General features: G+C 54.2%; 12 protein-coding genes. 4 read left to right on the forward strand and 8 right to left on the reverse strand.

The annotated features are described in order from the left end of the window. The first annotated feature begins 109 nt into the window (after nucleotides 1–109). The gene (locus G565_RS0105590) at nucleotides 110–1,138 is read left to right on the forward strand and encodes an IS110 family RNA-guided transposase (protein WP_028670063.1); all 1,029 of its coding nucleotides are present in this window, start codon (nucleotides 110–112) and stop codon (nucleotides 1,136–1,138) included. 414 nt (nucleotides 1,139–1,552) lie between these two features. Further along, the gene (gene argF, locus G565_RS0105595) at nucleotides 1,553–2,461 is read left to right on the forward strand and encodes an ornithine carbamoyltransferase (protein WP_028670064.1); all 909 of its coding nucleotides are present in this window, start codon (nucleotides 1,553–1,555) and stop codon (nucleotides 2,459–2,461) included. A gap of 204 nt (nucleotides 2,462–2,665) precedes the next feature. Here argF and G565_RS0105600 read toward each other — a convergent pair whose 3' ends face one another. Then, nucleotides 2,666–3,547 (reverse strand): DMT family transporter, encoded by an 882-nt coding sequence (locus G565_RS0105600; RefSeq protein WP_028670065.1) that lies wholly within the window; start codon nucleotides 3,545–3,547, stop codon nucleotides 2,666–2,668. A gap of 155 nt (nucleotides 3,548–3,702) precedes the next feature. Here G565_RS0105600 and G565_RS0105605 point away from each other — a divergent pair, with 155 nt between their 5' ends. Then, entirely contained in the window at nucleotides 3,703–4,659 is a 957-nt protein-coding gene (locus G565_RS0105605) for a LysR family transcriptional regulator (protein ID WP_028670066.1), read from the forward strand. A 140-nt stretch (nucleotides 4,660–4,799) separates the two neighbouring features. On the opposite strand, the gene G565_RS0105610 is transcribed toward G565_RS0105605, so the two are convergent. Both G565_RS0105610 and G565_RS0105615 read right to left on the reverse strand, forming a co-directional pair. Further along, entirely contained in the window at nucleotides 4,800–6,200 is a 1,401-nt protein-coding gene (locus G565_RS0105610) for a dihydrolipoyl dehydrogenase family protein (protein ID WP_028670067.1), read from the reverse strand. 17 nt (nucleotides 6,201–6,217) lie between these two features. Further along, on the reverse strand, nucleotides 6,218–6,673 hold the full coding sequence (locus tag G565_RS0105615; RefSeq protein WP_028670068.1) for a DUF1499 domain-containing protein: 456 nt from the start codon (nucleotides 6,671–6,673) through the stop codon (nucleotides 6,218–6,220). Between the two features lie 182 nt (nucleotides 6,674–6,855). On the opposite strand from G565_RS0105615, the gene G565_RS0105620 reads away from it, so the two are divergent. Continuing rightward, a complete protein-coding gene (locus G565_RS0105620; RefSeq protein WP_028670069.1) occupies nucleotides 6,856–7,311 on the forward strand; it encodes a MarR family winged helix-turn-helix transcriptional regulator in 456 nt (151 codons plus the stop codon). Nucleotides 7,312–7,429: 118 nt separating this feature from the next. Here G565_RS0105620 and rarD read toward each other — a convergent pair whose 3' ends face one another. From rarD to betA, 5 genes are all read right to left on the reverse strand, one after another. Next, a complete protein-coding gene (gene rarD / locus G565_RS0105625) occupies nucleotides 7,430–8,308 on the reverse strand; it encodes an EamA family transporter RarD (protein ID WP_028670070.1) in 879 nt (292 codons plus the stop codon). An 83-nt stretch (nucleotides 8,309–8,391) separates the two neighbouring features. After that, nucleotides 8,392–9,549 (reverse strand): choline ABC transporter ATP-binding protein, encoded by a 1,158-nt coding sequence (choV, locus tag G565_RS0105630; RefSeq protein WP_028670071.1) that lies wholly within the window; start codon nucleotides 9,547–9,549, stop codon nucleotides 8,392–8,394. Continuing rightward, nucleotides 9,549–10,379 (reverse strand): choline ABC transporter permease subunit, encoded by an 831-nt coding sequence (gene choW / locus G565_RS0105635; RefSeq protein ID WP_037337906.1) that lies wholly within the window; start codon nucleotides 10,377–10,379, stop codon nucleotides 9,549–9,551. Before choW ends, choV begins: the two co-directional genes overlap by 1 nt. A 63-nt stretch (nucleotides 10,380–10,442) precedes the next feature. Next, a complete protein-coding gene (locus G565_RS0105640) occupies nucleotides 10,443–11,378 on the reverse strand; it encodes a choline ABC transporter substrate-binding protein (protein ID WP_028670073.1) in 936 nt (311 codons plus the stop codon). 193 nt (nucleotides 11,379–11,571) lie between these two features. Continuing rightward, a complete protein-coding gene (betA, locus tag G565_RS0105645; RefSeq protein WP_028670074.1) occupies nucleotides 11,572–13,245 on the reverse strand; it encodes a choline dehydrogenase in 1,674 nt (557 codons plus the stop codon). Between the last annotated feature and the right edge of the window lie 48 nt (nucleotides 13,246–13,293).

Here is a 13,293-nt window from a genome sequence, read left to right on the forward strand (position 1 = left end):
GTCACCCAGAGGACGCTGAGATGGTCTCCTCCCCCGCCCATTGGGCTCGGCGTCATATTGCGCCATCATGGTGGGTGAGACATCCAACTCATGACGCGAGGAGGAAACCATGGCAAAGGTTAAAACAATCGGCGTTGATTTGGCAAAAAACACGTTCTATTTGGTGGCCTTAAGTGCCACGGGCAAAACGGTCTGGCGCAAGAAAGCTACTCGTGATCGGTTGCTGCCCTTTCTGGCTCAGAAGACGGGCATCGTTGCGATGGAAGGCTGCAGTGGCGCCCACCATTGGGCACGGTCGCTGCAGGAGCTGAATATTCCCGTCGCGATCCTGCCCGCTCAGCATGTGAAAGCCTATCAGCGTGGTCAGAAAAATGACTTCAACGACGCGACTGCCATCGCCGAGGCGCATCTGCACGGCCGTATTCGAGCAACCGAGGTGAAAACCCTGGCTCAACAAGACCTGCAAAGCCTGTTTCGGGTGCGTGAGCAGCTATTGAAAGAACAAACAGCTCTCATTAATCAGGTTCGGGGGCTTCTGATGGAGTATGGGGTAACGATCCCACAAGGAAAACGGCACTTCAAACGTGCGCTCCCGTTGGTACTGGAAGATGCCACCAACGGCCTGACACCGCCGATACGAGAACTGCTGCACCGTCGCTATGAGGTGTATCAACTGTTGGAACAAGAGCTCGACGGGTATACAAAACAGATCGAGTCGCTGGCCAAAGCGGACGAGCACTGCCAGTGGCTGATGAGCATACCTGGGTTTGGCGCTCTGGTGGCCACGGCGTTCAGTTGCTGGCTTGGCGATGGCAGCCAGTACCGCAAAGGTCGCCAAGCCTCAAGTGCGCTGGGTCTGGTGCCAAAGCAGCACAGTACCGGCGGACGCACGGTGTTGTTGGGCATTAGTAAGGTGGGCGATAAGAATTTAAGAGCCTTGCTGGTTCACGGCGCACGCGCCGCCGCGCGTGTGATGCCTGGCAGAGAGGATCCGCTGAGTCAGTGGTTCCTGCGGGTTAAAGCCCGGCGAGGGCACAACATCGCTGTGGTGGCACTGGCCAGCAAGCTGGCTCGAATTGGCTGGTCGGTTGTCAGACAGCAAACAAGTTATCAGAAGGTTCAGGCGGCGTACGCCTGAGCAAGCAGTTGGAGGCTGAATAGCACCACTCACTTCCCAGGTTGCGAAGGCAGACAGCATTGACGGCATAACAGGTTGAACCGACGTACCGAAAACCCGTGGAAGCCAAAGGGCAAAGCCCGTGAGGACGCTAGAGGACGGTACGTGCGAAAGCTCATCAAGGTCCGCGACCACACCATGGTAATGCGTCGCATAGAGAGACCGAATATACGGCAGCCAACCTATCCCTGCTTGTTACAGCTGGAAGCCTTGCAAAGAGGGAGGAGACCATATACTGGCTTCCTACAGGGACCAATGGTGGCTGGGCGCCTTCTATTTGCTCTGCATCGGCAGCTTCAGTAAACTTAACGGTTTTCCCGCTGTTGTGCGGGGCCAGCCAAACCCTCAATAACCCCAGAACGGAGTCACCCACCCATGTCCGTCAGGCACTTTTTGACCCTGAATGATCTCACCCCGGATGAACTGCGCTTTCTGATTCAGCGCTCGATCGAGCTCAAGGGCCTGTTCAAGCGCGGTGAGGTGTTTGAGCCGCTGAAAAACCGGGTACTGGGAATGATTTTCGAGAAGTCGTCGACGCGCACCCGAGTCTCGTTCGAGGCGGGCATGATGCAACTGGGCGGTGGCGCTATTTTTCTATCCCCGCGGGATACTCAGTTGGGCCGTGGTGAACCCATTGAAGACAGCGCCCGGGTATTGTCGCAAATGGTCGATGCGGTGATGATCCGTACTTTCGAGCACAGTAAAATTGAAACCTTTGCCGAATATTCAACGGTACCGGTCATCAATGCCCTGACCGATGACTACCATCCCTGCCAGTTGCTGGCCGACATGCAGGCGTTTCAGGAAGCACGCGGGTCAATTCAGGGCAAGACCGCGACCTGGATCGGTGATGGCAACAACATGTGCAACTCCTACATCAACGCCGCCATGCTCTACGATTTCCAATTGAACATCGCCTGCCCTGAGGGCTTTGAGCCCATGGCCGAGCTGCTGGCCAAAGCCGGTGACCGGGTGCGGATTCTGCGCGACCCGGTTGAAGCGGTGGAGCATTCACACCTGGTCACCACCGATGTCTGGGCGAGTATGGGCCAGGAAGAGGAAGCCGATGATCGCAGCCGGGTATTTGAGGCCCTGCAAGTCTCGCCCGCCCTAATGGACAAGGCTCACAAAGACGCCATATTCATGCACTGCCTCCCCGCTCATCGTGGCGAGGAAGTCAGTATGGACATGCTGGATGACCCGCGTTCCGTGGTTTGGGAGCAAGCCGGTAACCGTTTGCATGCGCAAAAAGCGTTGTTGGAATTTTTGCTCTGTAGTGAGTGAGATTACCCAAGTAAGTTTTGGAGTTCGAGTTGGTTAAGTGGCAGTGGTCCGCACCGACTACCTGGGGGGTTCCTGTGGGGTCGGCGTGAATCCGTCCATGGAGCCTAGGCCGGAGCATCCCTGCTGCGGACTTCCCCACATGAACCCCCCAGGCAGTCGCTGCTTGTCAACTCAGCAACTCCAAAGCTTGCGTTACTCCAAGCGTCAGGGCGTCACACTGCCCTGACGCACCGGCAATTTCGCCCGCTTGCGTTCTTTCAGGCCGATCAGCAGCAGCGGCACTACAATCATGCTCGACCCGATGATGAACCAGAGGTCCGGCGCCTCGTCGAAGAACACCCAACCTCCGAGTAACGCCCAGAGCAAGCCCGTGTATTCGGCACTGGTGACTTCATTGGCGGCGACCCAGCGGTAAGCCATCAACACCGTGAAGTTGTAGCAGAGAATAAAGAACGCCGAACCGAACGCAGTGAACAGAATCGTCCAGTCGAACGGTTCATTTTCCCACATCATCAATAAAAAAGCGGCCGGCAGCATCAGCAGGTGTGTCAGTTGCAGTGTATGCACCATCGACTGACCACCCGGTAATTTGCGAATCAACACGATGTTAATCGCCAAAGAACACGCCACCCCAATCGCGCTGAGGCTGCTCCAACTGAACGCTACCGGCCGCAAGATAACCAGAATGCCAATAAAACCACTGATCACAGCAAACAAGCTCAGTGGCGTCAGCTTTTCATTAAAAAACACCACTGCAATCACCATCACCAAAATGGGTGCGGCATAAAACAATGCATTGGCCGTCGCGAGTGGCAAGGTGCCCAGTGCGACGACCATGCAGGCAATGCCCATCAGACTGATGTGAGCGCGCACCAGATGCATGCGCCAGCCAGCAAACAAACGCTGACGATCGATCATCGACATCAGTGGCAGCAAAATAGCCATCGCACAGAGTGTACGGACAAAAATGAACTGAAAAATGGGGACCTCGGCTCCCTGCCACTTGATCAGGGCATCGGACACCAGCGCCAGCGCATTGCCAACCACCAGCAACCAGATTGCACTGTTGATGGTTCTGCCAGGCATGGTCGGAGTACTCCCGTTCAAAGCGTTCAAAGGCCGGATTCAGACTGACAGTCTGTAATCAGTTCATACACGCAGCATACGTTGGCAGAACTATTGAGAAAAATGATATTTTCTTTATGGTATTAGTTATTTAGATACATAGAGAGATGAACTGCATGAAGTTACCGCCACTGAAAGCCCTGCCTGTGTTCGAGGCTGTTGCCCGTTTGAACAGTTTCAGCCGGGCTGCCGCTGAACTGGCGGTCAGCCAGAGTGCTGTGAGTCACCAGGTTCGGTTACTGGAAAGCTATCTGGGGGAGGACCTGTTCACCCGCCAGGGCCGCTACCTCGCTTTGACCGAACCCGGACGCCATTACCTGGAAGGGGTCACCAATGCGCTGCTGCAGATCGAACGAGCCAGTGAGCAGTTACAAGGCAAGCCAGACACCCAACTGCGGATGGCACTGTTCAGCTCCTTTGCCGTGCGCTGGCTAATTCCCAACCTACCCTACTTACAGCGCCAACACCCGGAGCTCGATCTGCAACTGGAGATGATGAACGAATCACCACAGCTGTCGGACCGGGTGGCCGACTGTTTCATCACACTGCATGATGAGCAGAGAGGCTTCACCACAGACTTGCTTTATACCGAGCGACTATTCCCCATTTGTAGCCGGACTTACTGGCAACAGTTGTGCAGTGATCTGTATCAGGAAGGGTTAATTGCAACGCCTGAACCGACATCCATTGACCCGGCGTTATTGATGCGTTGCCCACTGCTGTCGACTTATTCACTCTTTGGCGAGCAGAAAGACGACTGGCGACGCTGGATGGCCGAAGGCGGTCTAACGCTCAACCCGACTGCCCGCTTCCAGCATTTCAGCCATATGCTATTGGCCCTGGAAGCGGCCCGGCACCATCAGGGCCTGGCACTGACCAATGACTACATGTACAACGTCAGTGAAGATCCGGACCTGATCAGACTGCCGTGCCACACGTTCATTACCGGCGATCGCTTTTATTTTGCCTACAAAACCAGTCGCCGTCATGAGGCCGGTATTCAGATGGTGCGCCAGTGGATTCGCCAGCGCGCTGCCAGTACCGGGCTGCTGGATGCCCTTCAGGATGGATGACATTGAGACGATCGAATAGAAGTAACAGACAAAAAGAAGCCCGCGAAAAGGGGAAGGAAACGCGGGCTGTGAGCAGTTGGAGACCGACCGGCTCAACCGGGCTTTACCCGGAACCGCCCATATCTCCCTTACTCGGAAGTCTATTTGTTACGCTTACCAACATTACGCAGGAAGCTCACCACAGGATGTTTAAAAATGTTATCCAGAAACACCTGTTGACTCAGTTGGCGCAAACTGTCTGCATACGTAGGGTAAGGATGGATCACTTTCTGCAATTTGCCAAAATTTAGATTCAAAGTTTTCATAACCTGAACCTCAGCGATCAGCTCGCCGGCACGCTCGCCCAGAATATGGGCTCCAAGCACCCTGCCCCGACTACTGATAATCAGCTTGATCAGCCCAATGTCACCGGCTTTGGTCTTGGCCCGGTCCAGTTTGGCAAAGTCATACCGGTAAACCCGGATGCTATCGCCATGCAGTTCCCTGGCCTCCTGCTCGGTCATGCCAGTACGGGCAAACTCCGGATCGGTAAAGGTAGCCCAGGCAACGTGGCTGTAGTCGACAGAGCGGTTGATCGGCAGAATCGCGTTCATGGCTGCGATCTTCCCCTGAAAATTGGCCATATGGCTGAGCAAATAAGGGCCGGCAACATCACCACACGCGTAGATATTCTTAACACTGGTTTGCAGGTGCTGATTGACCCGCACCCCCTTATCGACATCCACCCCAATGTCTTCCAGGCCCATGCCTTCTACGTTCGGTGCCCGGCCAATGGCAACCAACAAGCTTGCGGCCTCCAAGCTACCGGTTTCAGACCCTTTTTCGGTGCTAAGGCGCACGCCTTCAGCCGTCTTCTCCACGCCGACGGCCTTGGTCCCCACTTCGAACCGAACACCTTCTGACGCAAGCCGCTGACGAATCAGCGCCGAGAATTCAGGTTCTTCACGCGACAGGATCTCCGGCATCATTTCCACCAGAGTGACGTCGACCCCAAGACGGTTCATGGCCTGGGCCAATTCCATCCCTATTGGTCCACCGCCCAATACAATGATCGATGCGGGCAAGGTAGCCTGCTGAAAAAAGTTTTCATTGGTCAGGTAGTCGACCTCGGTTAATCCGGGTATGGGTGGCACAAAAGGTGAGCTGCCAGTAGCCAGCACAAACTTCTTGCCCTCGTAGGTGTTGTCACCTACTTCGATCCGGGTCGGGCTGAGAAAGCGGGCAAACCCATTAACATAATCAGCCCCGGCCTTTTGCAGGACCTCGGGCGTCTCTTCTTCGTAAACGTGCTCGCTAACCGCCCTGACCTGTTCAAGAATGCTACCGGTATCCACCGACAGGGTCGTGAATTTCCGGGCAATATGAACCTCTTTTGCCTGATTGATCAGCGACTTACTTGGTACACAACCAGACCATGTGCACTCACCGCCAGGCCGGTCTTTTTCAACGATCAATACCCGCTTACCAAAGCCGAGCGCTGTAAAAGCGGCCGTCAAACCACCTGCCCCGCTGCCAATTACAATCAGATCATAAGGTTTCATAACTGTCCTTCAGTCAATTATTGCTGGGCTTGTTGATACAGTTCAGTCAGACGTTCATGGCGCTGACGATTAAGCCCCCGGTCAGAATAACCAGCCCGGCTTGATGAGCGAAAATGCACTTCTCCGGCATCGGTATCGAGGTAGAACTCCGCATCGTCATGAAACTTCATCAAATCAGTGGTGAACACCACATAGAGATAATCCGCCTTCTGTTCAATCACTTCCGCTCCGCCATAGGCTTTTACCGCCGAGACAATGGCCGACATTGTCTGTTCCTGATCCGCTTTGAGGGGCCATGGTGCCACTCGCTTGGCGACATCTTCAGCCTGAGTTGAAACGGCGTTCGGCTTACCCGACAACGGTTTTAGCCGCCCCTGAGAGTGACCCAGACTGGGAGCCCGGCTGTTTTGCACATAGATCATGACAAAGGCCAACACGATCAACACGGCCAGAATGATTAACAAGGTCTTCATGGTTTGTTCCTTAGTTTGCATTGCGTTCGTCGGAGTGCCGAGCCAAAACTTACAGCACCGGCATATAATTTGTGAGCATGTATCTTGTGCACAAGATAATAGGCGCTAAGTATTGACCCGTCAATACCTTGTGCGCAAACTATGCCCTCACAACTGAATGCCATTGACGACCGGACACCCAAGTGACTGATAACCCCGACACCCTGCCCCAATTGAAGCTGACAAATCAGATTTGTCACGCGCTCTATTCTGCAACCAACGCCCTGGTTCGCGCCTACCGACCGCTATTGGAACCGCTGGACCTGACTTACCCCCAGTATCTGGTAATGCTGGCACTCTGGGAGGAAGACAGCGTCCCCATACGACACCTGGTCCACCATACCCGGCTCGATTCGGGCACCCTGACCCCTATTCTGAAACGACTGGAGCAAAAAGGCCTGCTGATTCGGGGTCGTGCCGACACGGATGAGCGACGCAAGACCATCACGTTAACAGAGGAGGGGCATTCATTAAGGGAGCAGGCGATCAGTGTGCCAGCCGCTCTGGTAAGCCAAACCGACATGACGGCGGAGCAAGCGCTGGAGTTGAAAGCCCTGGCTGAAACCCTTTACCAGCAACTGCAGAAAAGCGCAAAGTAGATAACGGTATAAATGAGGAATGGAGACCGGCTCACGGCAGCTGAGCCATTCGTCCGGCAGACTTAATAACACAGGATAAATGCCGCCGGGCACAGATAAGCCCCGGCCGGGTTTCTTTTTATGCGATAGCTCGCCGCGATCGACGGTGGGTCTGCCACAGGCCGGCCATGAAGAAACCCATAGCGACCCAGATCAGGACAAAAGTGAACAATCGTTGCGGTGGGTAGGCTTCATCAAGAATAAACACCGCCGACAAAAACTGCAGCGTCGGATTCAGGTACATAATGAACCCGACCACGATCAGATCCAGCCGCCGGGCGGCCGCTGCGAACAACAATAAGGGCACAGCCGTTACCGCACCAGCGGCAATCAGAAGGACGGTATCGCTGAGTGACTGTGCGAACATCATTTGCCCGGCCGACCATAACCAGGCCAAATACAGCAACGCGATGGGAACGACCACCATGGTTTCAACCTGCAAACCATTCAGACTGTCGACCGGCTGCATTTTACGCACCAGCCCATAACAACCAAAGCTGCATGCCAGCACCAGCGAAACCCAGGGCAAACGGCCGATAGCCACCAGCTCGAACAACACCGCTACCGTGGCGATCAGTCCGGCTATAACCTGCCAGCGATTCATGGATTCTTTTAACAGAAGCCGACCAAGGAACAGGCTGACCAGTGGCGTAATAAAATAGCCCAGGCTCGATTCCAATACCCGACCCGCCGACACCGCCCAGATAAACACCAGCCAGTTAATCGTAATCAGTGCTGCTGAGAGCGACAACCAGGCCAGTGCACGTCGGTTGGCAATCAAAGCAGCTAACTGTTCGCGCCGCCCCAGCGCCAGAATAACCAGCCCGGTAAACACATAGGCCCAGACAATACGGTGCGCAAGGACTTCGAAAGCCGTCACGTTCGACAGCAAACTGAAAAATAAAGGAAAGCAGCCCCAAATACCGTAAGCGCTGATGGCCAGTAACAACCCCCGCATGTTCATCCTCCGCATCTATCGAACGGACAGTGTACGGGGTTTGCTGTGGTCATGCCTTAGTAGAGCGGAATAAAACGCAGTGTTCAGCCTAGTTTGCCCAACAAACCCCGGTAAAGCTGATCGTCACCAATCACTTTGAACGAACGATCATCGCATTCAACCAGCACGGCATAGCCTGTCCGGTGGCGAATTTCCAGCGCATCATGAAAGCTGGCCTTGGCACTGACCAGTGTCGGGCAGCCCTTCAATGCACTTTTCGGCTCATCTTCCTGCCAACGCTGTACCGGTACACTCTGGTTCTGGCAGTGCGCCTCCTGAGAATCAGGATTAAACCAACAATCCTGTTTTGTATCGATACAATACTGTCCTTCGTTTGCAGGCAGTGCTGTCAGTGGGTCAGCTATGTCACCGCACAATAAAACGTGCAAGGGATTGGTGTGAGCCACAAAATCTTCAACATATTGGGTGGCCGGGTTCAACACAATATCCTGTGGGTTGCCCTGCTGAACAATGCAACCGTCTTTCATGATGGCAATGGTGTTGCCCAGCTTTAATGCTTCATCCAGATCGTGGCTAACGAATACGATGGTTTTTTGCAGACGCGATTGCAGCTGCAACAGCTCTTCCTGCAATTGCTGTCGAATCAGCGGGTCGAGCGCGGAGAACGGTTCGTCCATCAATAGAATATCCGATTCGGTTGCCAGCGCACGGGCCAAACCGACTCTTTGTTGCATACCGCCCGACAATGCACTGGGCTTATGGTCACGCCATTCAGTCAGGCCAACCAGTTCCAGCTGTGCATCTACCCGACGAGCAATCTCGTCTTTTGCAAGGCCTTGAACATCCAGTGCAAAACCGATGTTTTCGGCGACCGTCAACCAGGGCATCAATGCAAACTTTTGAAATACCATTGAGATGCGCTTCATGCGAATCTCACGTTGGGTGTGCGCATCGGCATCAAAAAAATTGATCACCTCGCCTTTGTGCTCTATCAGTACTTCACCCCGGGTAACCGGGTTCAGGCCGTTCACACACCGAAGCAGACTGGATTTGCCTGAACCGGAAAGGCCCATCAGCACACAGATTTCGCCTTTATTAACTTTCAGGTTTGCCTGACTGACGCCAAGAACCAGACCGGTCTCACCCTGCAGTCGATCACGGTCATACCCCTGGTCGAGCAAAGGCAGCGCGCGTTCCGGGTTTTTGCCAAACACCAGGTCAACGTTTTTAAATTCAATCATCAGCTCACCTCGTGTCTTTGTTTGAGTAAACGGTCCAGCACAATGGCCAGCAACACGATCGCCAGACCGGCTTCAAAACCACTGGCAATGTCTACGGTGTTCAACGCTCGTACGACAGGCCGGCCCAGGCCATTGGCACCCACCAGTGCAGAGATAACCACCATGGACAGTGACAACATGATGCACTGGGTAATACCAGCGGCAATGCTGGATGCGGCGGCCGGTAATTCAATACGCCACAGCAATTGACGATTGGAGCACCCAAAAGACTTACCTGCTTCAACCAATTCTTTAGGCACCTGAAAAATCCCAAGATACGTCAATCGAATCGGAGCTGCGATGGAGAACACGATGGTCGCGATCAACCCGGGTACGACACCCAACCCGAACAGCGTGAGCGTAGGAATCAGGTAAACAAAGGTTGGGACGGTTTGCATCAGGTCCAATACCGGACGCAGCAGTGTATATAACAAGGGCCGGTGAGCGGCAGCGATACCGATAGGCACACCGATCAAAACGCACAGACTGGTCGCACAGACGACCATGACCAGTGTCTCTATCGTCGCCTCCCAATACCCCAGATTCCAGATCAGCAAAAAAGACAACACAGTAAAAATCGTCAGCCCGGTGTTGCGACGCAACCACTGGGCCAATACACCGGTAATGGCAATGAACAACCAAGGCGGTAGCAAAAGCAGATTGTCGGTTGCGCCGTCTATTAACCATTCCAGCGCGATCGCCAGGCTATCAAAAAACCAGGCGCCGGAATCGACCAGCCAATCGACAAAGCGCTCCATGGTTCTACCCAGGGGCAGTTTATAAGCTTCCATAGTCAGTCTCAGTCTCGTTGAATGGAGCGGCCTCGCAAGGCCGCTCGGTCTTCGGGCGGGAAATTATTGCAGCGCGGCTTTGGCAACCGGTGCCGCGGCGTCACCGTCCAGCGTAGTTACACCGTCAAGCCAGACATCCAGCACGTCAGCATTGGCTGTGAGCCATTGCGTAGCCGCATCATTAGGACGCATGCCTTCATCCAGAATCAACGCCATAACTTCGTTTTCCATAGCCAGCGTAAACGTCTGATTGGTCAGCAGACGGCCTACATTGGCGCATTCTTCTGCGTAGCCTTTACGAACGTTGGTATGCACGGTTGCACCGCCGTAATTCGGACCAAAAAAGTCGTCGCCACCGTCAAGATAGGCCAAGTCAAAGTTAGCGTTCATCGGGTGCGGCTCCCAACCCAGAAAGACAATCCAGTTGTCACGACGATCGGCGCGGCTCACTTGAGACAGCATGCCGGATTCACTCGATTCAACCACTTCAAACTCACCAAGGCCGAAGGCATCCTGATCGATCATGCTCTGGATCAGACGGTTGCCATCGTTACCGGGCTCAATGCCGAAAATCTGATTGTCGAATTCGTCGGCAAACTTGGCGATATCGGCGAACGATTGAACGCCAGCATCATACACATGCTGAGGCACCGCTAAAGTGTACTTGGCGCCTTCCAGGTTGGTCCCCAGGATGTCGATGGTGCCCGCATCGCGATAAGGTGCGATATCGGCTTCCATGGTAGGCATCCAGTTACCCAAAAACACATCGATATCACCGTTTTCAAGGGAACGGTAAGTCACGGGTACCGACAGCAGCTGGCTTTCTGTTTCATAGCCAATGCTCTCCAATACCACTGAGGTCAGGGCCGTGGTGGCCGTGATGTCGGTCCAGCCAACGTCGGCAAAACGAACTTCTTCACAGGTATTGGCCATTGCCAGGCTGGCGGTACCAGTCAGTGCAATGGCAGCGGTGAGTTTCTTTGCAATTGAAACAGTCATCATTACTTTCCTCTTTTTACTCGGTTAATGTCTTCTATGACGATCCTGAGGACCAGGCATCCCTTGTTACCAGCCTGACATGCCGCCTTGCTGGCCCCGGCCCTGCTTTTCTTCTTACCTGATCGTGCTAACGGCGTTACTTAACGTCAGAGGTCTTGATGCACTTGACCTTAAAAAGCACGCCATAAACACGTTAGCGTTGGGCTGTTCGCCAATCAGCGTGTTCCCATACCGCTGCCGACGACGGCGTGATTGGCGTGCGACCCCGAATGTGATCAGCACATTTTTCGGCCAACATAATGGTCGGTGCGTTCAGATTGCCGCTTACGACGCTCGGCATAATAGACGCATCGACCACTCGCAGATTCGTAACTCCGTAAACACGCGCCTCACTGTCAACAACCGCCATCGGATCATCGACCGCGCCCATCTTGCAGGTACAGGATGGATGATAGGCGCTGTCCGCTTTTTCTCTTACAAAGGCATCGATCTCTTCGTCACTTTGCACTTTAGGTCCCGGCTGTAATTCTTCACCGCGGAACGGTGCAAAAGCCGGTTGCGCCAGAATCTCACGGGTAAGTTTCACCGCCTCGCGCATTTCCCACCGATCACGTTCGGTGCTCAGCAGATTGGGCTGGATTATGGGATGGTCGGCCGGGTTACCGGACTTGAGCTTCAAATACCCACGACTGGTCTGACGCATCGGACCGACGTGACACTGATACGCATGCACTTCGGGATCCACCCGACCGTGATCGATCACCTGAGAGGGCAAGAAATGAAACTGGATATCAGGGTGACGAACACCCGCCTCGGAACGAATAAAACCACCGGCTTCCAGGTGAGCCGTTCGGCAGGCACCCTTGTCGTTGTTAATGAACCAGGTAGCGCCCGCAATGGTTTTGTGCGGCTGGTGCGTATACTTGTAAAGCGTCAGCGGCTGGGTACAGGCCTGCTGCACATACAATTCCAGATGGTCCTGCAGGTTTTGACCAACGCCCGGGCGATGGGCCACCACATCTATACCATGTGATTTCAGATCTGTTTCATCGCCAATTCCGGACAGCATCAACAACTGCGGTGAGTTGATTGCACCCCCACTTAGAATAACTTCCCGCTGCGCTCTGACGCGCACGGTTCGTTTATTCTGAATGTACTCGACACCGACGGCTGTATTACCTTCAAACAGAATACGCTGCACCATGGCACCGGTTTCAGCGCGCAGATTGGGTCGGTTCAGGACCGGTCGCAAGTAAGCCTGAGCCGTATTCCAGCGTTTACCCTGCTTGATGGTCATGTCCATGACCCCAAAGCCTTCCTGCTGATACCCGTTCATATCGCGGGTGTGCGGATAGCCGGCTTGCTGACCCGCGTCTATAAACGCGTCGAACAGGGGGTTGGGCTGATCGCCGGTATGAACGTTCAAGGGGCCCTGACCACCGCGATAATCATCTTCACCGACTTCACGGGTTTCAGCTTTGCGAAAATAGGGCAGCACGTCTGCATAGGACCACCCCTGGGCGCCCTCTTCCTGCCAACGATCATAGTCGTAGGCGTGACCGCGTATATAGACCATGGCATTCAGCGAAGAACCACCACCCCACACCTTGCCGCGTGGCCAGTAAAGTTTGCGGTTATTCATATGAGCTTGCGGTTCGGTGTGGTAATACCAGTTGTACTTCTCGTCGCCCAGGTTATAGGTCAGTGCCGCTGGCATGTGTATCTTCCAGGTGTCGTCTTTGCGACCGGCCTCCAGTACCAATACCTCGACATCGCTGTCTTCCGACAACCGGTTAGCCAGGACGCACCCGGCTGACCCTGTACCCACAATGATGTAATCCGTTGTCTGATCAAACGAGACTGTCATATCGAATAAATACCCATTCAATTCATATCACGCAGCGCGTTAATGCGG

Origin of the sequence: Saccharospirillum impatiens DSM 12546 (assembly GCF_000423605.1) — a bacterium.
Taxonomy (GTDB): Bacteria; Pseudomonadota; Gammaproteobacteria; order Pseudomonadales; family Natronospirillaceae; genus Saccharospirillum; species Saccharospirillum impatiens.